Genomic DNA, 26,977 nt, shown 5'->3' on the forward strand with positions numbered 1-26,977 from the left:
CTGCTTCAAAAAACTTCCATCCTTAGTTATTCCCCCAGAATTTTATTCTTCCAGGAGCTTCCTTCTATTACACACCATATATCGTCCTAAAATGAAAAAAGACCGTCTCATTCTTTTGAGACGGCCTCTTCGCTTTTATTGAGCGGGCAGTATTTCTAACATTTCCCTTGCCCATGTATTATTGGCATCTTTGATTATTATCTGTTCACAAATGGCACGAGCCTCTTTCAATTGCCCTTTTTTCTGAAGCTCATGCGCTTGCTCCTCTAATTTATGTACTTCAAGTTGTTTCAGGTTGACTTTAGCAAATTCATTGTTGGCATCTCTTTCAAGAATTACTTTATACAGCCTGACGGCTTCATCGAGTTTTTGCTCCTGGTGCAGGTTGTAAGCCCTATAAGCAAGCCAGGAAGTGGAAAATGGGCTCCAGAAAACGGTGGAGGTGAGCACAACTATCAAGCTTATTGCCAGCGCCCATTGGGTTAATTTGTTGTACTTTGACAGATACGCCAGCGCCATACCCCATAACAAACCGCCTATAAGCATTCCGGTAGCTAAATTCCAGGTGTTTGTTCTTGCAAGGACAAAACAAAGAATTATCCAGCCAAAAAGAGTAATAACGGCCACCCGGTTAAGGTAATCTTTATATTCCGGGGTAAGTTTACCCTTAATGTAGATATATCCGAACAAAGCATAATCAACGCCTGCGAGACCTATACCTGGTGAGTCGGAAAAGGAAAGCTGTACTACTGAGCCAACAAAAGCAGCGGTCACGATCAGTAGTATATAAAAGGGCTTACCGCTCTCAAATTCAATTTTCTTTCCCAATACCCAAAACCAATAGAGGTTAAACCCTATCTGCCAGACTTCAAGGTGTAAAAAAGCGGAAGTAAAAAGTGACCATATACCTCCGTTAAAAATGTCAGCAGAAGATAGCGCGCCCCATTTCCCGTATGCTTCCCAGGTGTTTTTATTTTCTTCGAAATTAATACCAACATAAAGAATAACACATAGCAAACAGCAGGCAGCGGTAACAAGCGGGAAATACTTCCTGAATGGATTCGTATCCGGTATTACATCAAAGGTTTCTATCATGTTCAGGGGTTATTGCCCGTAAATATACACAAGCCGGCCGTTACTGCAATATGCCCGTTACATAGGAAGATAACTTAACAGGCGGCGGCACCAATCCGTTTCCAGTAAATGATCGTGCCGGTAAGGCCGCCATGCGGCTTCAGGGCGAAGTCGGGGATCACACCCGTTCTTTGGAAACCTAATTTGTCATAGAGCCCGGCAGCCCCTTCCTCTTCTGCTGTATCCAGCGTCAGCAGCGTTCGGCCATTGTCAATGGCCAACTGTTCGGCCACCTCCATCAGTGAGCGGGCAATGCCCCTGCCACGATAGCTTACCCGGGTCATCATCTTTGCAATCTCTCCACGGTGCGGCTGATTGGGCGGACAGTCGAGCAATAAGGTAACGGTTCCCACCAGCAGGTCGCCATCAAAAGCGCCCAGCACAATACGTTCACCACGGTCGGCTGCCGCCAGGGAAGCTGTCCAGAAGGCAGTGGCTGCCTCCGGCGCCAGTGGGTGCATAAAACTCACAGAGCCACCATGGGCCACTGTTTCAATGATCAGTTCGGCCAGCGCAGCAACAACAGGCGGTTGATTAGTAAGACGTATAATATTAAACTTTGGAGGCATATAGTTATTTCTCATAATAAAGATAGTACCGGATGTGGAAAAGAAGGGTTTATATTTACAAGCTAAAAATCAGTAATGAACTATAGAACATTCAAAGAGGCACAGGTAGCTGAGGTTGGACTGGGCACCTGGCAATTGGGCAGCGCCGACTGGGGAACGATCAACGAAGCTGAGGCCTTCAGCATTTTACAAGCCTATACCGATGCAGGCGGTAATTTTATTGATACGGCCGATGTATATGGTATGGGGGTGAGTGAGACCATTATTGGCAAATTCCTGAAAACAGTTAAGAAAGATATCTATGTAGCCACCAAGTTGGGCCGCCGCGGCGATGCACCCAATGGCTGGCCGCAGAACTTCAGCTACGATGCCATGAAACGGCATGCAGAGGATTCCTTACAGCATTTGGGCGTGTCGCAATTGTTCTGCGAACAACTGCATTGCATACCTACGGAGGAAATGCGCAGCGGCAAGGTATTTGACCACCTGCGTAAGTTGCAGCAGCAAGGATTGATCCGGCATTTCGGCGCCAGCGTGGAGACCTCAGAAGAAGCGCTGATCTGCCTGGAGCAGGAAGGCCTGGCATCCCTGCAGATCATCTTCAACCTGTTCAGGCAGCATGTGGCCGATGAAGTGTTTGCCCGGGCACAGGAAAAAGGCGTAGCCATCATTGTACGCGTACCTTTGGCCAGTGGCCTGTTAAGCGGCCGGTTCACCACTGATGCTACTTTCCCTGGTAAAGACCATCGCAACTACAATGCCAATGGTGAATCCTTCAATGCCGGCGAGACCTTCTCGGGCGTTGAATTTAAAGAAGGTGTACGCCTGGCCAATGAAATGAAGGGTATGCTACCGGACGATCGCATGGCCCAATGGGCTATCCGCTGGATATTGGACCATCCCGGCGTCACTACGGTCATTCCCGGCGCTTCCAAAACCAGCCAGGTACACAGCAATGTAGCCGCTTCCGCCCTATCACCTTTATCAGCCTCTACCCACCAGCAATTAAGAAAACTGTATGATGAACAGATCCGGCAGCAGATAAGAGGACATTTTTAAAATACGGCCGCAATAATCTATTAAAACGGGAACTTATGGCGCACCCAAAGTATTTACATCCCCGCCTGAAGATTGCATTGCCTTTATGGACTGCTATTTGTCCAATCATCGGGTTGGTGTTATTACTTCTTCTCAGGGAAGAACATGCTGGTATTGTTGATGCGCTGATGGGTATAGCGCTCATCAGTGTAGTATTGTCGGCCGTGCACCATGCGGAAGTGGTGGCCCATAAAGTAGGAGAACCTTATGGAACGCTCATTCTTGCATTGGCCATTACTGTGATCGAGGTTTCGTTGATCGTCACCATCATGTTATCCGAAGGGGAGCAAGGGTCTACATTAGCCCGGGACACGGTTTTTGCCGCCATCATGCTTATTCTTACCGGCATCATTGGTTTATGCCTGCTACTGGGAGGCTTTCGCTACAAGGAACAATTATTTGTGAAGCAAGGGGTCAGCGCTTCGCTGGTAACGCTCTCTGCCATCTCTATATTAACCCTGGTATTGCCCAATTACACCACCAGTGTATTGGGCCCTGTTTATTCTACCAGCCAACTCCTGTTTGTGGCACTTGTTTCTTTGGTTTTGTATTTGAGCTTCGTTATGATACAGGCTGTTCGTCACCGGGACTATTTTCTCCCGGAAGATAATTCCGGTGAAGAGGACATCCATGCTGAGCCACCATCCAATCTTACCGCCATTACCAGTTTGGCATTACTGCTCCTGGCCCTGGCAGTAGTAGTGATCTTGTCGAAAAAACTGTCGCCTGCCCTGGAAAAAATTGTATTGGGCCTGGGCGCTCCCAAAAGCCTGGTTGGCGTTATCATCGCTACCGTGATCCTGTTGCCGGAAGGATTAGCCGCCATCCGGGCTGCCCGGAAAAACAGGCTACAAACAAGTTTGAACCTGGCCCTGGGCTCGGCGCTGGCCAGCATCGGCTTAACCATCCCTGCCGTTGCTGTTGTAGGATACTTTACCGGTTTTACGATTACCCTGGGCATTGATACCAAATCCACCTTATTATTGGTGCTTTCCCTGTTCACCATCAGCATTTCATTTGGCGCCGGCCGCACCAATATTTTACAGGGCATCGTATTACTGGTGATCCTTGCTACTTATTTATTCACGACAGTGGTTCCTTAACAGCAGATCAGGAGGCATTTTTGATTCACCCCCCCCTTGCAGATATACAGGAAAAACTGCAGTTATCCGTTAAATCAGGCAGCTAATAAATGGGACAGCAACGAATCGCTGTCCCCTCCTTGTTTATTTATTTTTACGGATGTCAATGACAGGGTATACCTGTTACCAACAGTCCTTAAACTAATAAACATTGTACATGAAAAAGCTGCATTTTACCATTTCCTTTTTTTGCTTTCTGATTATTACCGCTCTTTCCTGTAAGAAAGAGTGCCCTGCCCCACCAACGCCCCCGGCGCCTGTTATTAAAACAGTAGAAGAATTGTTGACAGCTAAAAGCTGGCAACTACAGGAAGCGCGGTTTCTCCAGGATAACAGTCTCACCTACTACAAACGGGGTGAAACAAGCAATGGAAATATTTATGATGTTGATTCCATACGCTTCAATGCCAATAACACAGGCTGGTATCGTAATAGCGGCGGCACCAGTACCTTCAATTGGAACTTCCTGGATCCGCAGAAAACAAAGTTGCGTCTTTTCTATTCAGCCGCCAATTTCACGGTAAACTGGGAAAATGTGCACGTAACGGATTCCACGTTCAGGTATGCGGAATATTACACCATACCCGGATCATCCACTATAAGCATGGGAGCATTCTACCGTATACCAAGGCAGGGAAACGGACAATAATTGCTATTTTGCGATGATGCGCAGGCAATGTCTTTTTCCCCTTTCTTTTTACAGGCAGGTTACTACCCTGGCCAGGAGGGCCGGATACAGGTTATGTACAGGCTGGTTATTAATACCGGTACTCCTGGCTGGGTGGAAGCCTGTTTTTTCCCAGGAGCTTGCTTATAAGCAATACACAACCAAAGACGGTCTGCCAGGGTCTGCTGTATACCAGGCGCTGCAGGATAAGGAAGGATTCCTTTGGTTTGCCACCAACCAGGGAGTAGGCCGGTTCGATGGGAGCTTATTCAAATATTTTTCGAAAGAAGATGGCTTGCCCGATAATGAAGTGATTAAACTGTATGCAGATAAGCATAACAATATCTGGTTTATTAGCCTGTCTGGAATACCTGCTGTTTTTTACCAGGGAAAGATCAGGCAGATAAACTGCAAAGGAGTCGTGGCCATTGCAGAAGATCCATTTACAGATACTATTTACCTCATCAGTGTCCGGAATGAAAAACAGGCCTCTTCGTATGGCTATTACCAGTCGGCCAACACCCCCGGCAACTGGCATTTTACCGGTACTTTCCGGGAAGCGCCCAATAACAAACCAGTAGAAGGTTGGCCTATTCTGAGGGCCTCCTTACCTTCCGGAACAGCTTATTATTTTTCCTATATTGATGGCTTCACCAACCGGCTGACCATCAGGAATTCCACATCAGCAACCTCCTTTTTATTTACCAATAAAGGCAACAGCAGTGGTCTCTTTCCATTCATAAGCTATGCTTTTTCCTGTCCGGCAGCCAATAAGAAAGGGATCATTTTTGCCAGTGCAGATTCTTTGTATTTCGCTGGCGGGAATTATATACAAGGGCTTCTTTCGCTGCAAAGCCTCGGTTTGAACCTTCAAAAGGATGATGATATCAGTTCCCTGTTTTGCGAAAACGACAGTACGTTGTGGCTGTGTACCAGGCACCGGGGACTGATCAAAATCAACCATTTCATGGAATCACGGCGAACCATGGAATACCTTTTTCCGCAGGCTTATTGTACCAGCATCGTAAAAGATGCAGAGGAAGGATATTGGGTCACCACCATGAATGATGGTGTTTATTACCTGCCCAACCAGGATTTTTTCAACCTGAATAATATACCCGCTATCAATAGGAAAGACATTAAATGCATCAGGAACCTGCAAGACAAACGATTGGCCATTGGATCGGGCGACGGCACGATTGCCACTATTACACCTGCCTCCCTGCAAATAAAGGTGGCAACAGCCTGGTCAAAACAACATAAAAACAATCGCATCCTGGACCTATGGCCTTTCGGGCATTCCCTGTTGGCCGGTAGCGATAAAGGGCTTTTCCGCATACAGGAAAGAGCATGGCAGGAGTTTAGCAGCATCGGTATACGTGGTGGAATTAAAGGGCTGCATCCTGTATCGGACGGCAATGTACTGGTAAGCCATGCATCAGGCGCTACGCTGATCAATTGGGACGCCCAAAAGGCAACCCGCCTTTTTGCTTCCCGGACTACTTGTGTAGCTGTAGTCAACAACCAATATTACTGGGGTACCCAGCATGGCTTATATACCTGGGCCAACAATTCAACCATATCGCTGGGAGAATGCTATCCCTCCTTATCAGGCATCATCAACCATATTGATATAGCACCAGATACCGCACTCTGGCTATCCACACAGGAAGGCATTGTCATCCTGAAAAACAATCATATTCAAACCATAAAAAAAGAGCAGGGATTATTGAGCCATATGTGCAGGCAGGTACTGTTCAATGATACAACGGCCTGGGTGGCTACCGACAAAGGCATTACACGGATAGACTATCAATGGCGCGGGCCTGCATTTGATTACATCATTTCCAATATTACGGAAGAAGACGGGCTTGTTTCCAATGATGTAAACCAAACAGCCATCGAAGGCAACTATGTATGGGCCGCCACTGCTAAAGGCATTTCCTTTTTTTCCAAAGATTATGTGAGCCGGTCTTTTTCTCCGCCTCATATCTATGTAAACAGCATGGAAGCAGGCAACAAAACAATTCCCGTTTCTGACACGGTGATCATGGAGTATCCTGACAACAACTTACAGATAGAGGTATCAGCCATTTCATTTCGCAGTGGCAAAAATATACAGTATGAGTACCGGTTGAACGGGCAAGACAGCAACTGGCGAAAGACCACGAACAATATGATCGAGTTTGCCGCTTTGCCATTTGGAGAGCTGATATTTGAAGTACGCTCTATTAACCGGTGGGGAGATAAGAACATCCATCCCAGGCGGATTCTGATCATCAAAAACCCACCATTCTGGAAAACCGGGAGGTTCCTTGTTTCCCTGTATATCCTGAGTATTACCCTGTCAGGCGCCGGCTTCTACCTCTTTTACCGCAACCGGCAGCGCAAAAAAGAACAGCTATTCCAATTAACTAAAAAGATGCATGAGCTGGAGATGCAGTCCCTGCGGTCGCAAATGAATCCCCATTTTATCTTTAACTGTCTCAGTTCCATTCAACGTTATATCCTGCAATCAGATACAGCCAATGCGAATCTTTATTTGCATAAATTCTCGGCCCTGATCCGGAAAATACTGCATTACAGCAGCGTCAGCACCATATCACTGGAACAGGAAATAAAGATGCTGGAACTATATCTTTCACTGGAAAAAATGAGGATAGGCGATAAGATGGATTACCAGATCATATTGTCGGATGAGCTACAGTATGATAACCTGTATATTCCGTGTATGATCATTCAACCCTATGTTGAAAATGCTGTAAAACATGGCATTTCTCCTCTATACAACCAAAAAGGAATGGTAACCATCCGTTTCAGACAAACACCAGGAACAGTGGAATGTATTATCGAAGATAATGGTCCGGGCATGGAGACCTCGCCAGGCAAAAAAACTCCCCTTACCGGAGAATATTCTTCTAAAGGCACCAGCATTACGGAAAACCGGATTAATGCTATTAACAGCCTTCAACCGGATAAAATAATACTGAACATTGTCAATAAAAGCCAACTCGATCCCTCCACCACCGGGACCATTATTCAATTATCATTTCCTGTTATAACAGATTAACCATGCCTATTAAGACCATTATTATTGAAGATGAAGAAAGCAGCCTGGTAGTACTGACCGATTTCATTCAACGGTTTGCCAGCGACCTGCAGGTATTGGGAACCGCCGGGCATGTAAATGAAGCCATCGAATTATTAGAAAACAACAGCGCCGACCTCGTTTTCATGGATGTGCGCCTGGCAAATGGCACCAGCTTTGAAGTGCTCAGAAAGTTATCTTCCCGGAACTTTACCCTGATCATGATTACTGCTTATGATAATTATGCGCTGGAAGCCTTTAAATATGCCGCTATAGATTACCTGTTGAAGCCTATTGGCATACCTGAATTTGAAGAGGCTATAGCAAGGGCCAGAAAAAACCTTTCACAGAAAATTGACACTAACACCATTGACACCCTGCTTTATAACCTGGGACAGCAAAACAAACAGGACAAAAGGATAGGGATTGCCACTATTAACGGTTTTGAGTTTATAGACGCAAAAGATATTACCTGGTGTAAATCGGAAGGCAATTATACCGTTTTTCATTTGACCAATAGATCTAAAATAACCTCTTCAAAAAGCCTGGGCTTCTATGATGAAATATTAAATGCCAGCCATTTCTGCCGCATCCATCATGGCACCATTATTAACCTGCAGATGGTTAAAAGCTATATAAAGGGTAAAAGCGGGCATGTGGTTATGACAGACGGTACCAGGCTGGAAATCTCCCAACGCCGCAAAAGCGACTTTTTAGACAAGTTCCATTACTGAATCCCGGTCATAACCACTATACCGGCATGCTTATCTCCTCCATCCCATCATGTACAGGAAATAGCCCCATTTCCTGGAATAGGTGCGGTAGGGTGTTTGTAAATGATAGGGAGAATTGACAAATAGAATGAGTGTAAAGACAGTCAACAGGATATTCATTACACTATAACCGAATATGAGGCGTTGCTGATCGAGCCAGCCGAATACGCACCAGCATAAGGTAACCGACAAGATTAGGATCAATAATACCAGGGATAAATTACGCGCCTTCTTTTTCCGGGCAAGGCGGATCATTTGGGGTACTAACAAGAGGCAGATGAGCGAATTGGCCATAATGGCAAACACGGTGTCCATAGTTATTGGTTGTTTAGGGGGTGTATAAAGGGCTAAGGTCTAATTCTTCTATTCCGTAATTCTTTGTAACTTCATCCTGTACCGGAACCATTAAACGCCATGCAATACAAACAAATACCAGCGCCGGAACACCTGAAAGCGTATGTCCGTTATTTCTGGACGCTGGAAGCGCCTCCTGAAAGCAACGCTCCCCAATCTTTCCGCACTATTGCCGATGGCTCTCCGGGACTTATTTTCCACCAGGTAGAACAGGGCTCCTTTTATCAAAATGAAAAGCTATTGCCCGACATCTTTTTGTATGGACAGGCTACTACCCATGCTGAGATCCGTGCTACCGGAAAACTGCGCGCGGTAGGCATTTTCTTCCATCCCAATGCGTTGAAATCCGTATTTGGACTGAATGCAGGTGAGCTTACCGACACCTGTGTGGATGTTAATATCCTGACTGCCCCTGATGGCATTTCCCTTTCTGAACAACTGGTGAATACGCCATCCATCAACCACCAGATTGATCTGCTGTCCTCCTGGTTGCATACCCAGGCCGGCAGAAATTATACCCGGAATAACGATATCATGCAATATGCCGTATCGGCTATTGCCCGGTCGAAAGGAAACATTTCATTGAAAAAGGTACAGATGGAGTTGCTATTAACCGAAAGAAGCTTTGAACGTAAATTCAAAGAATATATTGGGATCTCTCCTAAGTTATTTTCCAGGATCTGTCGTTTCCAGGCTTCTTTGCAGCAGCTAAAGAGTAACGATTACCAGAAGCTGTCAGATATTGCTTTTGAAAATGAGTACTCCGATCAGTCTCATTTCATCAGGGCTTTTAAAGAATTTGCAGGATTCTCCCCTTTTCAATACCAGAAACAGGTGGCTGAGGTGTTCGAAAATTTAACCGCTCCTATAAAATGAGTAAATACCCCTTTTTATTGTAGACCAGGTCATTAAGAACCCCAGGGTCTGACTATAATCATACAAGCTTCCCCGTTATTGGTACCGTTCTGTTCCGGGATGAAAGGTGGACCAGGAGTGCCAGAATTCCTGGTATGACTGAACAGGCAATAGTTGCTGGCCCTTTAGCGGCCCTTCTATACATACCCCGTTCATGTTCCAGGCGGACTGTGTATTCAAATCCCGGAAAATGTCTTCCCCCCTGCCCTTCACAAATTGCAGGTACTGCCCATCCAAACGCCGGTTCCATATATGAAAAGTAGTCGTATCGCTTTCCAGCAGCAACAATACCGGTAAGCCCGGCAGGGAATCCTGGATCACTTCTTTACGCACCAGGTCATTCCAGTCATACGCTTTCGCCCACTTGCCATGTACAATGCCCACCACCCAGGACTTGAATTGCCAGGAACCCGAATCCCTTTTTTCCAGGTGATTGTCAATGGTGCCTTTATCAAAATCAGCCAGGTGTTCATATTGCAGCTTAAAAGAAGTGTCGGGCTGCAAAACTCCGGAGTTGGGATAAGCGGCCATCCAGGCAGCCAGGGTGGCCTGTGTAGAGGGGATTTCAGCTAGTTTCCTGCCTTTTAACGGCCCTGCTATAGCTTCTCCGCTAACCTGCCGCCACCAGCTTTTAGTAGTGGCATCTTCAAATAGCGCATTAAAATGATCCATCCCCACCAAACGGAACGTTTCTTTTTGTCCATTGACAACCGGGCTAAAAACCCGCCCCGTTCGGCAAACCGTACAATAGGTCACCATAATGGGCGTATTACCCAGGGAATCCTGCACCTGGTGATGATAACCGATAAGCTGGATGGGATAAGCTTTTGATTCGCCATTGACCGTAACACCGATCACCAGCTTATCACCAGGTATATTGTTGGCTGCAGCACGGGCAAAGGTGATATCGGTAGGCTGATAAAACATTTTATCGGCCAGGAACCGGAAATTAAAAAAGTAAAAGATCACGGCATACAAGGCCAGGCCACTCACCAGCAATACCTTTTTCCAGGTCTTCGCCTGTTTGAATATATGTATTACCGGGTATACAATCAGCAATAGACCAACAATCCGCAACCAGCCTATATTGTTATGAAGCCAGTAGGCGATACCAATGGTATTGCTTTGCTGACTTCCCGGAAAAGGCATGATCAAATAAACCCGTACTATTTCGGTGGAAAACAGCAACAGTAATCCCACTGCTAAAAGAAGTTGTTTCATGCAGTAATGCTTATAAGTGATGTTAAGGACCGTTTATAGGATCAGGTTATTAAAAGCTGCTTGTAGGAGCACAGCCAACTGCATTGGCGCCACCAAGGGTAAAATCCACTTTGGTCAGAGTAGTCTTCACCAACGTATTACTGCCTTGCCTGATACGGATGTTGCCATTGGCCGCTATATCCCTGAACACCTGCACCGTTTGACTACCCGGCCATTTGATCTCAATGCTCTGGATACTGGTAGCTGTGCCAATGCCAATATGCTGCATCAGGGGATTAGCGCCAAAGCTGCCGCCGGAATTAACATCCCGGTAAACAGACCGCACCACGCCCTGCTCACTAAACGTAACCTTTATTTTGGCGCCTATGGCTGCCCGGTTGCACTGCACTCCTTCCAATGAGATATTGATCCAGCGATTATCATTTTGCCCGGGATTTACATAGAGAGAATTCTGGTAAGCATCCCCCGCAAAAGCGCCCCCCATATCAATATAAATATCCTGGTCGCCATCATTGTCAAGATCGGCAAAAGCAACGCCATGGCCTTTTTGCAGGTTGCCCACCCGCGCAGCCGTGGTAACATCCACAAACCCGCGCCCCTGTATATTTTTAAACAGCTTGTTAGGCACCAGCGACTGGTAATCGGGATTGCCCGTTCCAAAGTACATATCCAGGTAACCATCATTGTCTATATCCCCAAAATTACAGCCCATGGCAAACACTACTTTTTGCACGCCTGCCTTCTCTGATACATCTTCAAACGTTCCGTCGTGCTTATTCCTGTACAGGAGGAGCTTCCCGGAATTACCAACAGGCATCCCCAACGCTTCACCGGCAGCATACCAGGCCAGCGACCGGTCAAACTCATAGCCTGATACCAACAGGTCGAGCCAGCCATCATTGTCATAGTCCCAGAACCAGGTGGGAAAGGTACGCGTGGTATTGCCGGCCAGACCTGCCTGCGCCGTTACATCGGTAAACGATACGGTCTTATCTTTTACTCCCTCATTCTTCAGCAACGCTTTCCGGCCACTCAGGCAGGAAATGAAAATATCCGTCAGCCCATCATTATTATAATCGCCCGACGTGACACCCTTCACAAAATCAATCATCTTACAACCGGCTTTCTCCGCCACTTCTGTAAAAGTACCGTTCCCGTTATTCATATACAGCTCACAGGGATTGGGATCTTTTTTATCCGATGTTTCGTTGCCAATGAATACATCCAGCCAGCCATCATTGTTAAAATCGGCCCAGGTCGCTGTTTGGGTAGGATGAAAGGAAAGCAGGCCGCTTGCTTTGGTAACATCGGTAAAAGTACCATCGCCATTATTCTTCAGCAGGGAATTGGGCTCCTTGCCAAATTTCCCTTTCCAGGCGCCCCGCAATACAAAAATATCTTTGAGACCGTCATTGTTGTAATCAGTTTGCATAATATTCAGGCCGCCTGTAAATGCTTTCAGGCCCGATACTTCAGAAATATCGGTGAAGGAACCATTGCTGTTGTTGCGGCAATAATGCATCCCCTGGTCCAACGACCAACTGCTGGTGACGATATCGAGGTAACCATCATTATTGAAGTCATCTACAATATTGCCGCCGGCCATATTGTTCGTATTAAGTCCCATTTGTACCGCCACATCAACAAAGGGTTTTACGCCGGCGGAGGCGCCGGTATCCAATCCCTTGATCAGCCAGGCAGCCGGAACGTTATCCGGGTAGCCTCCGGTGGTCATATAAGCAATATTGAGCAGCCACCTGGATTCGAGGTCGTTGGGATCATATTGCAGCAGGCGCTCAAACTGTTCAATGGCTTTTTCCGATCCCCATTTATCACCATGAACGCCTTTACCGGCGATGGGGAATACACAGGATTCACCTGAGTGATCTTTAACACAATTCCGGCGCTCTCCTATCCGCATACTGGTAATGGCGAGCTGCTTCATCACGGCCACTTGCGGGCCCTGTCCATGGTTGGATAGCTTGTTCAATACATTCTTACTGATCTCCATGGCTGTGTCCTCTTTACCCAGCTCCAGCATGGCATTGGCCTTCAGGTATTCCACGTAAACGGCTTCCCGCAAACTGGGCGCTGTAGCCAGCATGGAGTCGTAAAAGTGCAATTTGGCCTCCGGGCAAAAATTATTGTAGGGCGAATAGGCAGATTGTGCAACAGTGGATAGCAGGCTGATCATTTCTTTATTGGAAGAAACACTGTTACCGCAGGAATTCAGCAGCAGGAATACGGCAACCATGGTTGCCATCTTGGATAAGGCATGCATAACATACGTTTTATTGCTAACACGAATTTCTTCGCAGGGTCTCCCAGCGGGGACCCTGCGGCATGAGTTCACACATTAAGCACTCAGGCTCTCGGAGGCTTGTAATTATCAGCAATAAAGGAGTTGATCAGGGAAGCAACGATACAACCTGAGCGGTGTGTTGCCGGCGAGGCAGGTAATGTAAAATAATAACCGGTTACAGGTTGCTGGTACTCGTTGATGATATTGACCTTCTTGATCAGGGAGCGGTCATTGTTATCGCCGGAAGGAATACCATTTACCTGTTTGGCATATTCATTCCGGGCGGTATAAAACTGTGTCTTGTTGGTATTGGGCAGGCATAGCAGGTACAACGTGTCACCACACATCTTCCTTTTCACGTAACTATAATAAATACCGTTGAGTTCCATTTCACCATCTACCCGCTCATAATCATTCCAGGTAGCCGCATACGGCAAGGGTAAATGCACCTTTACTTCTATCAGTTCATCATCGCGGTATTGCCGGGCATCTAATTGCTGTACGATGCGCTTATCGGATTGGACGACCAAATACTCAAATAAGAGGGAATACCCTGCCAGATTGAACAGGTGTACCGTAAGCAGTAGGATGGCCAGCAATTGTTTCAGGAGAAAAGTTTATTGAATATAGCAAAAAATAAGCATATAGCCTGATTTTTACCCCGGTCGTCTCCATACAAATAACCCCGGGGGCTACCCGGGGTTGGCTAAATTCTAACCTATAAACGGACAAACAAAAAGACGCACGATATAACAGGCTACTACTCAGTGCGCAGGCTCTTGACCGGGTTGGCCAGTGCGGCCCTGATGGCCTGGTAGCTTACCGTAGCAAGGGCGATCAATACGGATAATAATCCCGCCAGGGCAAATACCCACCACTGAATCGTGATCCGGTAAGGATAATCACTGAGCCAGGCATGCATGGCCCACCAGGCCACAGGTACGGCGAGGAGGAAAGATATCAGTACCAGCATCAGGAAATCTTTAGACAAAAGGGCTGCCAGGCCGGACACGGAAGCGCCCAGCACCTTACGCACACCAATCTCTTTCACCCTGCTTTCGGCCATATAGATGGCAAGGCCAAATAAACCAAGGCAGGAGATAAAAATGGTAAGACCGGCAAATAGTCCCGCCAGGGTGCCTATGCGCTGTTCATCTTCAAATTTTTGGGCATACTCTTCATCCACGAACTTATATTCAAAAGGATATTCCACATTGTATTTCCTGAAAATGCTTTCGGCTGTTTTTAAATTCTTTTCAGTGGTGTTATTGGAATTAAGCCGGATGAGGATGGTAAAGAACCAGGCCTTGCCACCCGCGATCAACATAGGCCGGGTAGGCTGATAAGGATCAGTTAAAATAAAATCCTTGATCACGCCTACAATATGCCATTCCTGCCCATTGTCCTTTACGATCTTGCCAATGGGGTTCTTAAACTTCATCACCTTCAGGGATGATTCATTAATGATCATACCGGTTGAGTCGGTAGGGAACTTTCGCAGGTCAAAATCACGGCCCTGCACAAACTGCAGTCCGGCTGTTTTGCCCAGGTCCTGGTCGGCATTATACCGGTAAAAATCTGTTTTATCATTGGGGTCTTTTCCCTCCCACTCCTGCCCCCATCCATCACTCCAGCTTTGCGTAATGGGAGCACTGGTCTTGGTAACAGAAGAGGCTGCACCGGTAGACAGCAATTCATTCCTGATGAGCTCGAAGTTCTTTTCAATATCGCCGGTAAAAACATGGTAAATGAGGCTGTTCTTATTATAGCCCGTATGCCTGTTCTGCGCATAATCAATTTGCTGCTTTACAATAATGGTGCAAATGATGAGTATAATGGCAAAAGTGAACTGCAATACCACCAGTACTTTACGGGGAGCCACCAGCGCCTGTGTCTTTTTGAAGGTGCCTTTCAACACCTTTACAGGTTTAAAAGAAGACAGGAAAAAAGCCGGGTAACTGCCCGCCAGCAAACCCGTAAACAATACGAAACCGAGACCGACCAGCCAGAACCAGGGACTGCCATAAGGTACATAAAGCTCTTTATCGGTGAGCTTATTAAAGCCGCCCAGGCTGAGCTGTACCACAATAATGGCAAAGAATCCGGCGATCAATGACAGCAGCAGGGATTCCCCTATGAACTGACCGATCAAAGAGATCTTCTGCGCGCCTACCACTTTGCGGATACCTACTTCCTTGGCCCGCTTTTCACTGCGGGCAGTACTGAGGTTCATAAAATTGATGCAGGCGATCAGCAGAATAAAAGCAGCGACAATGCCAAACAGGCGCACAAAGGTGATGCGGCCACCGCCATCTTCCTTGCCATTGGTGAAGCTGGAATACAGCCTCCACTTGCTCATGGGATACAGGAACATTTCCCATTTGGGTTCATCCTTTGCATAACGTTGCTTCATCACTTTGACTTTGGGCGCCGCGGAAGCCAGGGTTGCATTCGGCTTCAGCAATACATAGGTGCGGGTGCTGTTATTGCCCCAGTTCTCGTCATCATCACCCGTAAAACGCTTATAGGCCCAGGGCACCAGGTATTCAAACCTGAACCGGGTATTATTGGGCAGGTCTTCTAAAATACCGGTTACAGTAAAGTTCTCCTTATTGTCAATTTTGATGATCTTGCCCATGGCATCTTCCTTGCCAAACAGCTTCTTCGCCAGCTTTTCCGTCAGTACAATCGAATGCATATCCTTGAGCACTACCGTGGGGTTACCTTTCAGCAGGGGGAAGCTAAAGATCTGCAGGAAGTTAGAATCCACCATCGTGCCCCGTACGGTCAACTTCTTATCGCCTACCGTAAATAAAAAATTGCTGCCCCAGTCTACCCTTGCCGCCATTTCTACTTCCGGCAGGTCTTTCTCCAAAGTCCGGGCCAGCACCTTGGGGGTGGTATTCCAGCAGTTCAGTTCCCCGCTGAACTCGGCCCGGTTCCAGGCTTCATAAATGCGGTCTTTCTTTTCATGAAACTGGTCATAGCTCACCTCATTTTGTATCCACAATAAAATGAGGATGGCGCTGGCCATGCCCACTACCAGTCCGGCTATATTAATACTGGAAAACCCTTTGCTGCGCATCATATTACGCCAGGCGATACGGAAGAAGCTTTTTATCATAATCCAGGTTGGCTTTTTTGTATGGACGCATGGGGAGGGGAAATGTTACAGGCAGGGCGCCTCTTTTTTTAACTTTTAATGCCAAAAGCCTTTGGCGATGAACCAAAGGCTTTTGACTTTAATGAGTTATTCTTTATTTACCTCAACAACACCTTAAACGTCTGCACATTCCCCGATTGGGGATATACCGACAGCCAATACATGCCTTTACCCAATCCGGTAGCAGGGATCTTTACTTCCCCTGCCTGCGCAGCAGCATGATGGGAACGATATATTACCTGCCCCTGTCCGTTTGAAAGGATCACATTATAGGCAGGCGCATTGGCCACCCGCAACCGTATCGTGGATATTGCGGGGTTTTCCAGTACATAGAACATACGGGGTTTCTCTATAACAGCAGGCTTGCTGGTCAACAGGGCGGCATTGCTTTGCAGGTACGTGACCGACTGACAAATGAGGTTATTCCTTACCGTCTCATTGGTAATGGCCTCAATAGGAAAACCGAAATACAACACCTTGAAAGCGCCCTGGTAACCAATACCGGCACCGGCGCCGCCGGAATAATTCAATACGATTTCCGATCCGCCATTGATATTGAGCACATCGGCATAATCCACATCATAATAGCCATTCACTCCATTGCCAAAAGTGCCGGAACCGCCGGTCAGCAGGTTGGCCGTGCCGGCAAAATTATAAGTAGCTGCATCGTCACTTACATACACAGCTTTCAGGTAATTGTTATAAAAATCAAGGTCTACGTTGGGAGAAGCCGCACGGCCAATATCCCAGCCAATCTCAGCACCGGAGATCAACAGGCGGCCACCGGCATTGAGGTAATTTTTGATCAGTTGTTTTTCGGTGGCATTCAGTGTTTGTTCTATCGTGCTTTCTTCACCAGCAAACCAGTCAACCCCGGTATAATTGGCAAGCGTCACGGAGCCTGCTGACACGGCATCGCTCTGTACACCATCGAAGGCAATACCACAACTGGTAAACCCATTGCCATGCTCCACCATATAACTGTAATTGTTCATCTTATCCAATACCATCCTGCGCACATTGCCCAATGCCGCGCTTTCGTATTTTAACAGCATCGCAGCGGCATCCAGGCGACTGAAGCCATCTACGAGCAGATACTTATCTGTGGCCCCTCCTGTGGGCGTACGGGCTGCTACCACACCGGAAGGGAAAGATTCTCCACCGGCATTGAAGGCCGTTATTTTAAAGTAATAAGTTTTACCCGCCACACCACTAAATGTATAGGAGGTGGTAGTTACTTCCACCGGGTTGTCGAAACCACGGCCATTTTCGCTGATGTATACGCGGTAACCCGTGGCGGCGTGTCCATAAATACCACCTGTTACAGGCGCTGTCCAGTTGAGCTGTATTTGTGCGGAGCTTGTATTTTTTGCCATTACACGGGTGGGCTCTTCCGGCAGGAATACCAGTGGTATGCCATCCTCATAGCGGAAATATTTAACGATGCCTTTATACATAGCGCGGGCAGCTATCCGGCGGAATTCAGGGGCCCGGAGATCAGTAGCATCAGCCGCCAGGTCATGAAAGGCCAGTTCCACCAGCGTGCCGGGTATCTCATACAGCTCCCGCAGCTCACCAAAGTTGGCTGTTTTTACGCCGCGGTCTGTCCAGGTAGACCGCCATCCGGCCCGCAGGTCGGTGATGATCTGTTTATGGATGCTGTCGCGCAATTGGGTGCTTCCCGCTGTAATGGTAGGATTTGATCCTGCTCCGTTATAACGATAAGTCTCCGTACCGGTGCCACCACCGGCATTGGTATGCAAAGCCACGTATACCGCATCATTTACTTCTGTTGACACGCCTTTGCTCACTTCCCACTCCGCATACGTTGGCCGTACGGTTACATCTTCCCGGCAAACGGGATTGCCCTGGAATTGTGCATACTGACGGGCTGATTCCTCAAACCTAGGCCTGCCGCTGGCAGAACCTCCATTCAGGCAATCCGGGTCGCCACCAACACCTCCTCCCAGCCGCACGGCATCGGCGATAACAGCCTGGCCCGCATCGGCCGATTGGTTGCTGATGGTGATATTATAATTGCCGCCGGCAAAAAAGTAAAACTGTCCCAGGTATATCCAGGTATCGCCATGCACTTCCTCATTCACGGTATAAGTAGCAGTACCGCCTGCATGGGTAACGGAATAACGCGCATCCGTAACACGGTTGGCGCCACTGATAAAACGTACCGATACCCAGTATAAGCCACTCGTTGTAACAGTAGGTTTGAAGATAGCGGTGGCTGTGGAAGTAGCAGCGGCTGTACTGAAACGATAAGTACCGCCATAACCGGCGATGGAACCGTTGGACCAGGTGCCTGTTTCGGTATAGGCCGGAGATCCCTGGTCGTTATTCACGATGATCTCATTGGTGTTCACATCCCGTTCCCGCACGCTCCATACATGGGCGCCTGCATTCATCAGGTAATGTAACAGGTAATAGTCCACAGTTTCGGCTGTGATAAAATCCTCCACTACCTGGTTGGTAGTGCCCCGTTGTGTAATAAAACCAGTGCCGGTATTATGCCATCCGTGGCCGGGACTAAGCCATACCGTTTTGCCGGTTAAAGCGCCGGTAACGCCGGGTTTACCGCCGCCGGGGAATACCCGGGCAAGGGGACTTGTCACCTTGCCTGCCTTATCTGGGAATGGATCATAATTCTTTACGGCCCTGTACTTTTGTAGCGGCGGCGCCTCTACAAAATAATCCAGCGCTTTCCAGGTACCGGATGTTTTTTCTCTGGCCAGTAATTGAATGTTTTCTGTATTGGTCTCTGTGGTCAGGTGAGCCAGTAGTTCTATTAATGCTTCTGACTCCGTTTCTCCCAACCCTCCCCTGCGCAGGGAACTGTCTGTATTAAAATAGATCTGCAGTGTGCCTGCCTTTTTAACAACACTATCGGCCCGCAGGTGAATAGCGTGCTCACTCCTGATGAGCTTGTTGATCTGTAAGGCAATGGTAGTGTCGCGTTGCGCGTAGGTGGTAATAGCCTGTAATACGAGGAATACAGGTAAAAGCAAAGGATAATGTTTTCTCATGAGTGTGACTGTTAGTTTATACTTAAACTTACTAAAAACAACCACATGATCATGCGCAGGATTCTGCGTTTAAAAGGGCGTAGCCATGCAGGCCCAAAGAGCCAAATGAAGTAGGCTGGCAGCTTATCACAAGCGCTATCAGTCTTCCTGTGATACCGAAACATTGGGAATGAGTGCCATTAGTTCCTACATCCGCTGCAGTAAATACTATGCGTTTTTCTGCGGGCAAGCGCGACGAATAGGTATAAGCTGAAGAAAAAATTCATATTTATTTATCCACAACTGGTCTTAGTACGGCAGACCAATAAAGATGGATAGAAACTACTTAAAAGGATCGCTCATTAAAAGGGAGTATAGATCTCCCGCCTGTGCATCCCTGATCGTACCATCCGGATTAATGATCACATAGCGGGGAACATAACGGATATTATATTGCTGCGCAAACGCACTACGCCATCCCTCACCAGCCCTTCCATTGATGCCAGCGGGTTTATAACGTTGTACTGACTTGCGCCACAGCTTATCGTCCTCATCTAAGGAAATATACAGTAATACAATATCCCTGCCTGCATATTTATCAGCCACGGCCTGACTATACTGTTTAATATTATAGATGCAGGGAGCGCACCAGGAATCCCAGAAGTTAACATAAATATATTTCCCCCGGTAAGCTTCCAGGGAGGCAACTTTATTCTTTTGATCAAGGAAAGGTATGGCCGGAGCCGGAACACCAGGCCGCAGCGTATAGTACAATTTATAAATCGCCATCAGCTCCTGCCACATGCCTTTGTCGTTAATAAAAGCCAGTTGCTTTTCCAGTTCCTGCGCAGCCAAGCGGCTGCCAGCTACCATAAGGTTGTATTGCACCTTTCCTGCTACCATCCAGTCAATGATCCTATCTTCCGCGATGATACTTTGCAGCCAGGTATGGTAAGCGCCTACATCATCGATTATATTTTTTCCCAATCGCCGGTTATGAATACCAGCGGCCAGGTTATTAAGGTATGAATACAGGAATGTTCTGTAAGCATAACTGGACCGGAATGCACTGGTATCGATTATGGCGTAAGTGGACCAGAAGAGGTTGCCAGTCTCTCTTTCACTGATCGAGGCAGCAAAGGAAGAATCAGCAGCAGTACTTACCCCCTTCAATTTATCGATATAACTACGCTGTTGTAGCCGGTCCACTCTTTTATCATAACGTACAATGGGAGGAAAATTAACTAAATAGGAAAGATCAGCAAACTTGTAATCGTTAAAAAAAGGCGATCTTACAAGCAGGCCCAGGTTCCGGTAAAAAATATCGTTGGCACATTGCTGATACTGCAGGCTGTCCAACTGCTGACCTTCTTTTCTAAGAAACTGGTATTCCAGGTGATTCAAAACTTTTAGTACACGGTTAAAGGAGATCAGGCTGGCACAGGTATCCAGTATCCCCCCTACGCTATCACGAACAGGTTGGAGTTCCTGCTGGAACTTCAACAGGAAACTATTAAGTTTATCAGTGTCCTGACCGATGCGTATGGACGTGAAAAATGCATTGGCATTCCATACCAAATGCATAGAATCAACATTGCCCAGGTAGAGCTCCACCCCATTGTCTTCTCCATAATTAAGCATAATATGGCCCGTATGGCTGGCAGGCAATGATAGCCATTTTTGAAAATGGCCTGAGGGGAGTATGGCAACCGTATCGTTATTCCCAAGGATCAATCCATTGTCGGAAAATACGGTAAATGACGACATCCTGTTATTACCGGTTATTTTCCCTTTCAATAAAACATGCCGGACAGGCAGGCCCTGGGCTTTGGCAGACTGGATAAAGAATATAAGAACAAGGGGTATAGCGTAAAGGAGTTTCATCATGCCTGCAGAATATTATTTAATGATCACCAAATTATTAAATAAATGCTCCCGCTACAAACGACAGCCGGCTTTTAACCTTCTTTTATAGCAATACTGGCAAGAACATTTTTAGCAACATAGATCAATAGTTCTTTATTTTTACCCCCAATACCAAAGCTATTGACTGATGCACGGCCTGTTTATCTTCTATATCATATTGGTGCTGGTGATCCTTTTACTGGTGATGCTGGCCCAAAAGCTCAAAGTGTCCTATCCCATCCTGCTGGTAGTAGCAGGGCTGTTCATCAGCTTCATACCCGGATTACCCGCCGTTGAAATAGACCCGGACCTCATCTTTGTCATCTTCCTGCCGCCCCTGCTCTATGAAGCTGCCTGGAAAACTTCCTGGAAGGAATTCTGGCGGTGGCGACGGGTAATTGCCAGCTTTGCCTTTCTCATTGTGATCCTGACTTCCTGTGTGGTGGCGGTCGTGTCCAACTGGCTGATCCCCGGCTTTACGCTGGCGCTTGGCTTTTTGCTGGGTGGTATCATTTCGCCGCCCGATGCGGTTTCGGCTTCCGCCATCCTGCAAAGTGTAAAAGTGCCCAGAAGGCTGATCTCTATCGTAGAAGGGGAAAGCCTGCTCAATGATGCCGCCAGCCTTGTTGTATTCCGGTTTGCCTTAGTGGCTGTCAATACCGGCACTTTTGTCTTCCATGAAGCAGCACTGAACTTCCTGCTGGTGATTACCATGGGTATTCTTACCGGTATCGTGATAGCGCTTGTATTTTATGCCCTGCACCGCTGGCTGCCCACTACCCCACCTATCAACATTGTACTCTCTTTCATTGCTCCCTATACCATGTACATTGTAGCAGAGCAATTCCACTTTTCAGGTGTACTGGCAGTGGTAAGCGGCGGCCTTTTTCTTTCGGTGCGCAGTCACCGGTTCCTGGATCACCGTAGCCGCATACAGGGCTGGAATGTATGGGAAACCATCAGCTTCGTGTTGAATGGACTGGTATTCATGCTTATCGGGCTGGAGCTGCCGGTAGTGATCAAAGACCTGGGCGATGCCAGTTTGCGCACTGCTATCTGGTATGGAGCTGTGATCTCCGCACTCATCATCGTATTGCGCATCGCCTGTACATTAGGCGCTTCTGCTTTCACTGTTTGGATAAGCCGCTACATTACCACGGCCGATAACCGGCCCGGCTGGCGTGGCCCACTGTTGCTTGGCTGGGCGGGTATGCGGGGAGTCGTTTCGCTGGCTGCCGCCTTGTCTATCCCGGTGTACCTGGATAATGGCACGCGCTTTCCGGAGCGCAGCATGATCCTGTTCATTACTTTTTCTGTTATACTGGTCACGCTGGTCTTGCAGGGCCTTACACTGCCGGCTTTAATACGCTGGGTGAAAATGGAAGATCCCGATGCCACCATGCCGGAAGAAAAGCAGGATACTATGGTGCGTAAAAAAATGTCGCAGGCTGCCCTGCGCGTATTAAAGGAGCAACATGCTGATAAACTGGAGAACAATGCGCTGCTGCAAAGCCTGCATCACCGGCTGGAAGTTGAAATAAACACGCTCCAGGCAGTGGCAGATACTACTATTGAATATACCGACACCTTCTATCCACATTACCGGCAGGTATACCTCGAGCTACTCGATGAGCAAAGACAGTTGTTGCATACCCTGAACCGGAAGCAGGAAGTGGATGAAGGCATCATCCGCAAATACCTCTCTCTCCTCGATATTGAAGAAGAGAAGCTGCATGTACAGTTCAATAGTCATTCCCATTAGCATAAAAAAAGGTGAGTCGCCCTTTTGGAGCGACCCATCTTTTTACAGAATCTTTTGGACGTGATCAGGAAAACTTAACCATTGGCTTTTCAGGATACTGGATTCGGATAAGGCTTAGTGTTCATTGAATCATACTGTTTCCCTTTGGTTTTTCGGATATTGGCATCCCTATTTAAGACTGGTTTTTCATGGATATAAGGACTGTCGGAAACCGTATCATTGAATCAACAATACAAAGCTACTCATCAGCGGCAGCCGTTGCAAGCGCAAAACCGCCCTTTCATCGGCCTGCACCATCTACGGCTCATACCGTAAAACTACGGGTACCATCATAGGAAATTATTTACTCCGATCTCAGGGACTTCACAGGGTTTATTACTGCCGCTTTAATAGCTTGAAAACTAACGGTAATCAGTGCTATTGAAGCCACTATGATGCCTGCCCGCACAAATATCCACCAGTGCATAGGTACCCGGTAGGCAAAATTCTGCAACCAGTTATGCATAGCATAATATCCTATGGGTACAGCGATGAATATGGCCAGCAATACCGGCTTCAACAGATCTTTGGAAAGCAGTACCACAATACCGTTAACAGAAGAGCCCAGAACCTTCCTCACCCCGATCTCTTTGGTGCGTTTGGCCGCTGTAAAGGATGCCAGACCAAATAGTCCCAGACAGGCAATGAAGATGGCGAGTCCGGAGAATATACTCAGGATGGTTTGCTGCCTGATATCTGCTTTATACTGTTTGTCAAACTGCTGGTCGAGAAAGCTGTACTCAAACGGGTATTCAGCCGCCACGCCCTCGTTTAAAATGGCTTTTAAGTTCTGAATAAATGTCGATATATAACAAATTAATATATAATATTGCTGGGAAAATTTTGCTAAGCCAATATGAACTATGAAAGATATGAACCCCTCTTAATTTCAGGAGATGCACTTGAATTCAAGTTTAACAGCATAGGGCCTAAAGGGGAAATTTCAATTGTTGTACAGTTTGCAGAAACAGATGACCCAGGCATTTATAATTTAGCTTTTGGCAACCTTTTGCCTGACGGTTGTATTGATGATCATGTTAAAAACGACAACAGAGATAGGAACAAAATCTTAGCAACTGTTGCAGCAGCTATCTACGAATTCTCTTTCAGGCGTCCCGAAAAGCTTATTTTCTTTACTGGAAGTACATCCGCCCGGACAAGACTATACCGCATGGCAATTACCAATAACCTAATTGAATTAAGTATTGATTTTGAGATATATGGTGTAAACCTGATCAACAACACTTTTTGGGCAGAAACATTCGAAAAAGCTAAAGAGTATTATGGCTTTGTTATTAAGAGGAAAAACAATTAAATTTGTAATATGAAGACAAAGAAAAAATTGAAGGGTGCGGCTTCTCTTGGAATTAAGCTAAAGAGAGATAAATCACTGGATAAGCTCTCCGGTAAGGTCTTATTCCCTGAAAAATTAAAAGAGGCCAATAAAGTTGTTGGCAAGCTGAAGTGGTCAACACAATAACACTTTCAATACCTCATGCTTAAAAATATACACTGCCGCCAAACCAAGGCGGCTTTTTCATTTTTAGTGAAGCTTACTTCAAAGGCTTTATTATTATATTCCTGAAATCAATTGGTGAACCTTCATACTGTAGCAGGATCCGGCCGCTTTGGGAGGAAGCGTTGGTACCCTCATTGACCAGTACGCCATTGAGGTATTGGGAGCATTTGCCTTTGACAGACCTGATCAGGATGGTATTCCATTCGCCTAATGGTTTATCCTGTTCACTGAGGCGGGGCACCGCTACACTCTTGCCGGGCGCTTTGGTTTCGCCCCGCACCGTAAGCGTTACATTTTCCAGTAAGATAAAATCGCCGGTAGCGCCTTCCTTTACCTGGAATTGTATGCCGGCAGGCCACAACACATCCCTCGCTGTGTCGGGCACATTGTACATCACCCCGCTATTCCTTTTACCGGTCCCCCGCTGGTAAGCAGGCTCTATATTCCACCGGTATTGCAGCGTGAGTTCAACATCCCCATAAGATTTTTTAGACATCAGGTAGCCCACCTTATCGCCATGCAGGCGGACCATACTATCCGTGAAGCTGTACACCTCAGCGGCATTGTCATACTTATGGTCTTTTACATAGGCATACCAGCCTGCGGCGGCATCATTATTCGATACTTTGGTGGTATGTATTTTAGGACTGCACCCATGTAAGGCAAGAGCGATCAGAGAGGCCCATAACAATTTGTTCATCTATCCGGGGGTTGAAGCTGCAAAAGGAGGAAGTTACAGAAAAAGAGAAAGCCCTGAGAAATCAGGGCTTCATTAACTTTTTTGGACGGTCATCAGGAAAATAAATCACACAGTTTTTCCCGGATAATTGGATATGGAACATTGGATTTTTAAACGGTCGTTAACTGATATTGTTTCCCGGTTTTTTGGATATTGGTGCTATCAGAGCCTTGGTTTTTCGGATATTCGGTACTGAGTACCTTTGGATTTTTGGAAACCGTATCAACTAATCAACAATACAAAAATAGTTATCAACAGATGTGAATACAAGAGCAAAACTGCCCGATCTCATAACTGCATCAACTACGGAGCAGATCGTAAATCTACGAACACTAATATAGCATCTTGATAACTACCATTTAATAAACTGTAAAGGGACGGTGGCCTGGTGGGCAACAGACACCAGTCGTATTACATACGTGCCTTTGGGCAAGCTTGAAATATTGAGCGACTGTCTGCCCTGCGTTACCATACCTGTATATACCAGCCTGCCCAACCTGTCAAAGATCTGCGCCTGGTGGTTAACTGTATATCCCCCGCTATAAATATAAAGAACATCTTTGGCGGGATTAGGCCCTGCGTATAAGGTATGGCTTCCATTTGTACCGCCGGGATTAACAGGATGCGTGCTTTTTTTATCCCGGGCGGCCAGTATATTCAGCGGATAACTACAGGACGTTAAGTCCCCTCCATAGTCATTGGGCAATTTGCCTATTGAATCCAGTACACCTGCTGAAGTAAGTCTGTAAAGATTATTATGGGCTGGTGTCGGAACACCTGTTGTTCCTCCTGTTGACAAGTACGGTACGCCTGCCGCATTAAAAGCCAGGCCCGTAATACTTACACCACCGCCGGAAGGCGTTGCTGTTACAGGGACCACAACATGGGCCGTGATCGTAACCAGGCCGCTGGTGGGCACCGGCGCATTCACCCTATACAATGCATACTGGCTGTTGCTCGAAGCCAGTATCCACAGGTTGCCATTACCATCAAATGCCATATCGCCCGAATTAAGTGTCCTCAGGGTAGTATTCAGGGAGTTGCCCAATCCATCTACCCAATCCTCCGCAATGGTGGTCCAGGTATTGGAAGCTATATCAAAGAAATATAAGGAGGGCCTGGGCGTACCTGCCGTACCCACTGCAGGATTAATGGTATAATATCCGCTGCCCAGGTTATTTATACAACCGGACCTTATTTTCTGAGCAGTGGTGAAAGTGGCCGGCGGATCTGCCAATATCTGCGTGATACCTGTAGACGGATTAAATGATACAAACTGGATGGTATCTCCCAATACATTTGTATTACAGCGGTTAAAAAAATAGAACTTTCCGTCCAGGCTGCTAAAACCAAGCCCATTTGAATTAAGGCCGCTGCCTGTACTTCCCAACATGGCTCCGGGACTCGCATTATTAACATTGAGCGGATATAATTGACCTGCAAGGTCCATCCCATAGATCGTGTCCGACGGGTTCTGGCAGATCTGTGCCTGCAATCCGGTAAACACCAAAAGCAGGCTCATGATTCCTGTTAAGGAAACTATTTTCATCAGGTACAATAGGGGTTTCATAAA

Annotated in this window: 21 protein-coding genes; 9 read left to right on the plus strand and 12 right to left on the minus strand. The window is 46.9% G+C overall.

What is annotated here, in order from left to right:
* Positions 1-135: 135 nt before the first annotated feature.
* Positions 136-1,095 carry a rhomboid family intramembrane serine protease gene (locus tag HB364_RS27510; RefSeq protein ID WP_167291647.1) on the minus strand — a complete coding sequence of 320 codons (960 nt, stop codon included), beginning with the start codon at positions 1,093-1,095 and terminating at the stop codon, positions 136-138.
* 74 nt (positions 1,096-1,169) lie between these two features.
* Positions 1,170-1,718, minus strand: a complete 549-nt coding sequence (locus HB364_RS27515) for a GNAT family N-acetyltransferase (protein ID WP_208420118.1) — start codon at positions 1,716-1,718, stop codon at positions 1,170-1,172.
* 60 nt (positions 1,719-1,778) lie between these two features.
* Between HB364_RS27515 and HB364_RS27520 the strand changes: the two genes are divergently transcribed.
* The 5 genes from HB364_RS27520 (at position 1,779) to HB364_RS27540 (ending at position 8,432) form a co-directional block, all read left to right on the plus strand.
* Positions 1,779-2,762 carry an aldo/keto reductase gene (locus tag HB364_RS27520; protein WP_167291648.1) on the plus strand — a complete coding sequence of 328 codons (984 nt, stop codon included), beginning with the start codon at positions 1,779-1,781 and terminating at the stop codon, positions 2,760-2,762.
* A gap of 35 nt (positions 2,763-2,797) precedes the next feature.
* A complete protein-coding gene (locus HB364_RS27525) occupies positions 2,798-3,904 on the plus strand; it encodes a calcium:proton antiporter (RefSeq protein WP_167291649.1) in 1,107 nt (368 codons plus the stop codon).
* 196 nt (positions 3,905-4,100) lie between these two features.
* A complete protein-coding gene (locus tag HB364_RS27530) occupies positions 4,101-4,592 on the plus strand; it encodes a hypothetical protein (RefSeq protein ID WP_167291650.1) in 492 nt (163 codons plus the stop codon).
* A 16-nt stretch (positions 4,593-4,608) separates the two neighbouring features.
* Positions 4,609-7,680: a sensor histidine kinase gene (locus HB364_RS27535; protein WP_167291651.1), complete on the plus strand. Its 3,072-nt coding sequence runs from the start codon at positions 4,609-4,611 to the stop codon at positions 7,678-7,680.
* 2 nt (positions 7,681-7,682) lie between these two features.
* Positions 7,683-8,432: a LytR/AlgR family response regulator transcription factor gene (locus HB364_RS27540; protein WP_167291652.1), complete on the plus strand. Its 750-nt coding sequence runs from the start codon at positions 7,683-7,685 to the stop codon at positions 8,430-8,432.
* A gap of 30 nt (positions 8,433-8,462) precedes the next feature.
* Here the strand turns inward: HB364_RS27540 and HB364_RS27545 are convergent, their stop codons facing one another.
* Positions 8,463-8,786: a PQ-loop domain-containing transporter gene (locus HB364_RS27545; RefSeq protein WP_167291653.1), complete on the minus strand. Its 324-nt coding sequence runs from the start codon at positions 8,784-8,786 to the stop codon at positions 8,463-8,465.
* Positions 8,787-8,885: 99 nt separating this feature from the next.
* Here HB364_RS27545 and HB364_RS27550 point away from each other — a divergent pair, with 99 nt between their 5' ends.
* A complete protein-coding gene (locus HB364_RS27550; RefSeq protein WP_167291654.1) occupies positions 8,886-9,701 on the plus strand; it encodes a helix-turn-helix domain-containing protein in 816 nt (271 codons plus the stop codon).
* A gap of 75 nt (positions 9,702-9,776) precedes the next feature.
* Here the strand turns inward: HB364_RS27550 and HB364_RS27555 are convergent, their stop codons facing one another.
* The 6 genes from HB364_RS27555 to HB364_RS27580 all read right to left on the minus strand — a co-directional run bounded on the left by HB364_RS27555 (position 9,777) and on the right by HB364_RS27580 (position 21,327).
* Positions 9,777-10,961 carry a DUF3179 domain-containing (seleno)protein gene (locus HB364_RS27555; RefSeq protein ID WP_167291655.1) on the minus strand — a complete coding sequence of 395 codons (1,185 nt, stop codon included), beginning with the start codon at positions 10,959-10,961 and terminating at the stop codon, positions 9,777-9,779.
* Positions 10,962-11,010: 49 nt separating this feature from the next.
* The gene (locus HB364_RS27560) at positions 11,011-13,242 is read right to left on the minus strand and encodes a CRTAC1 family protein (protein ID WP_167291656.1); all 2,232 of its coding nucleotides are present in this window, start codon (positions 13,240-13,242) and stop codon (positions 11,011-11,013) included.
* 83 nt (positions 13,243-13,325) lie between these two features.
* A complete protein-coding gene (locus HB364_RS27565) occupies positions 13,326-13,862 on the minus strand; it encodes a hypothetical protein (protein ID WP_167291657.1) in 537 nt (178 codons plus the stop codon).
* 161 nt (positions 13,863-14,023) lie between these two features.
* Positions 14,024-16,387 carry an ABC transporter permease gene (locus HB364_RS27570; protein WP_167291658.1) on the minus strand — a complete coding sequence of 788 codons (2,364 nt, stop codon included), beginning with the start codon at positions 16,385-16,387 and terminating at the stop codon, positions 14,024-14,026.
* A gap of 137 nt (positions 16,388-16,524) precedes the next feature.
* Positions 16,525-19,461, minus strand: coding sequence for a golvesin C-terminal-like domain-containing protein (locus tag HB364_RS27575; RefSeq protein ID WP_167291659.1), 2,937 nt, complete (start codon positions 19,459-19,461; stop codon positions 16,525-16,527).
* 321 nt (positions 19,462-19,782) lie between these two features.
* Entirely contained in the window at positions 19,783-21,327 is a 1,545-nt protein-coding gene (locus HB364_RS27580) for a TlpA family protein disulfide reductase (protein WP_167291660.1), read from the minus strand.
* Between the two features lie 166 nt (positions 21,328-21,493).
* Here HB364_RS27580 and HB364_RS27585 point away from each other — a divergent pair, with 166 nt between their 5' ends.
* Positions 21,494-23,107, plus strand: a complete 1,614-nt coding sequence (locus HB364_RS27585; RefSeq protein WP_167291661.1) for a Na+/H+ antiporter — start codon at positions 21,494-21,496, stop codon at positions 23,105-23,107.
* Positions 23,108-23,450: 343 nt separating this feature from the next.
* Here the strand turns inward: HB364_RS27585 and HB364_RS27590 are convergent, their stop codons facing one another.
* A complete protein-coding gene (locus tag HB364_RS27590) occupies positions 23,451-23,909 on the minus strand; it encodes an ABC transporter permease (protein ID WP_208420119.1) in 459 nt (152 codons plus the stop codon).
* A 93-nt stretch (positions 23,910-24,002) separates the two neighbouring features.
* On the opposite strand from HB364_RS27590, the gene HB364_RS27595 reads away from it, so the two are divergent.
* Positions 24,003-24,461 carry a DUF6934 family protein gene (locus HB364_RS27595; RefSeq protein WP_167291662.1) on the plus strand — a complete coding sequence of 153 codons (459 nt, stop codon included), beginning with the start codon at positions 24,003-24,005 and terminating at the stop codon, positions 24,459-24,461.
* A gap of 9 nt (positions 24,462-24,470) precedes the next feature.
* Positions 24,471-24,626, plus strand: coding sequence for a hypothetical protein (locus tag HB364_RS27600; RefSeq protein WP_167291646.1), 156 nt, complete (start codon positions 24,471-24,473; stop codon positions 24,624-24,626).
* A gap of 73 nt (positions 24,627-24,699) precedes the next feature.
* Here HB364_RS27600 and HB364_RS27605 read toward each other — a convergent pair whose 3' ends face one another.
* Together HB364_RS27605 and HB364_RS27610 are read right to left on the minus strand one after the other, a co-directional pair.
* On the minus strand, positions 24,700-25,365 hold the full coding sequence (locus tag HB364_RS27605; RefSeq protein WP_167291663.1) for a 3-keto-disaccharide hydrolase: 666 nt from the start codon (positions 25,363-25,365) through the stop codon (positions 24,700-24,702).
* 391 nt (positions 25,366-25,756) lie between these two features.
* Positions 25,757-26,974 (minus strand): T9SS type A sorting domain-containing protein, encoded by a 1,218-nt coding sequence (locus HB364_RS27610; RefSeq protein WP_167291664.1) that lies wholly within the window; start codon positions 26,972-26,974, stop codon positions 25,757-25,759.
* Between the last annotated feature and the right edge of the window lie 3 nt (positions 26,975-26,977).

Origin of the sequence: Paraflavitalea devenefica, from assembly GCF_011759375.1 — a bacterium.
Classification (GTDB): Bacteria; Bacteroidota; Bacteroidia; order Chitinophagales; family Chitinophagaceae; genus Paraflavitalea; species Paraflavitalea devenefica.

Excerpts from the sequence above, each read along its gene's own strand:
- HB364_RS27510 (WP_167291647.1), bottom strand. The coding sequence starts at position 1,095 with ATGATAGAAACCTTTGATGTAATACCGGATACGAATCCATTCAGGAAG.
- HB364_RS27515 (WP_208420118.1), bottom strand. The coding sequence starts at position 1,718 with ATGAGAAATAACTATATGCCTCCAAAGTTTAATATTATACGTCTTACT.
- HB364_RS27520 (WP_167291648.1), top strand. The coding sequence starts at position 1,779 with ATGAACTATAGAACATTCAAAGAGGCACAGGTAGCTGAGGTTGGACTG.
- HB364_RS27525 (WP_167291649.1), top strand. The coding sequence starts at position 2,798 with ATGGCGCACCCAAAGTATTTACATCCCCGCCTGAAGATTGCATTGCCT.
- HB364_RS27530 (WP_167291650.1), top strand. The coding sequence starts at position 4,101 with ATGAAAAAGCTGCATTTTACCATTTCCTTTTTTTGCTTTCTGATTATT.
- HB364_RS27535 (WP_167291651.1), top strand. The coding sequence starts at position 4,609 with ATGCGCAGGCAATGTCTTTTTCCCCTTTCTTTTTACAGGCAGGTTACT.
- HB364_RS27540 (WP_167291652.1), top strand. The coding sequence starts at position 7,683 with ATGCCTATTAAGACCATTATTATTGAAGATGAAGAAAGCAGCCTGGTA.
- HB364_RS27545 (WP_167291653.1), bottom strand. The coding sequence starts at position 8,786 with ATGGACACCGTGTTTGCCATTATGGCCAATTCGCTCATCTGCCTCTTG.
- HB364_RS27550 (WP_167291654.1), top strand. The coding sequence starts at position 8,886 with ATGCAATACAAACAAATACCAGCGCCGGAACACCTGAAAGCGTATGTC.
- HB364_RS27555 (WP_167291655.1), bottom strand. The coding sequence starts at position 10,961 with ATGAAACAACTTCTTTTAGCAGTGGGATTACTGTTGCTGTTTTCCACC.
- HB364_RS27560 (WP_167291656.1), bottom strand. The coding sequence starts at position 13,242 with ATGCATGCCTTATCCAAGATGGCAACCATGGTTGCCGTATTCCTGCTG.
- HB364_RS27570 (WP_167291658.1), bottom strand. The coding sequence starts at position 16,387 with ATGATAAAAAGCTTCTTCCGTATCGCCTGGCGTAATATGATGCGCAGC.
- HB364_RS27575 (WP_167291659.1), bottom strand. The coding sequence starts at position 19,461 with ATGAGAAAACATTATCCTTTGCTTTTACCTGTATTCCTCGTATTACAG.
- HB364_RS27580 (WP_167291660.1), bottom strand. The coding sequence starts at position 21,327 with ATGATGAAACTCCTTTACGCTATACCCCTTGTTCTTATATTCTTTATC.
- HB364_RS27585 (WP_167291661.1), top strand. The coding sequence starts at position 21,494 with ATGCACGGCCTGTTTATCTTCTATATCATATTGGTGCTGGTGATCCTT.
- HB364_RS27595 (WP_167291662.1), top strand. The coding sequence starts at position 24,003 with ATGAACTATGAAAGATATGAACCCCTCTTAATTTCAGGAGATGCACTT.
- HB364_RS27600 (WP_167291646.1), top strand. The coding sequence starts at position 24,471 with ATGAAGACAAAGAAAAAATTGAAGGGTGCGGCTTCTCTTGGAATTAAG.
- HB364_RS27605 (WP_167291663.1), bottom strand. The coding sequence starts at position 25,365 with ATGAACAAATTGTTATGGGCCTCTCTGATCGCTCTTGCCTTACATGGG.
- HB364_RS27610 (WP_167291664.1), bottom strand. The coding sequence starts at position 26,974 with ATGAAACCCCTATTGTACCTGATGAAAATAGTTTCCTTAACAGGAATC.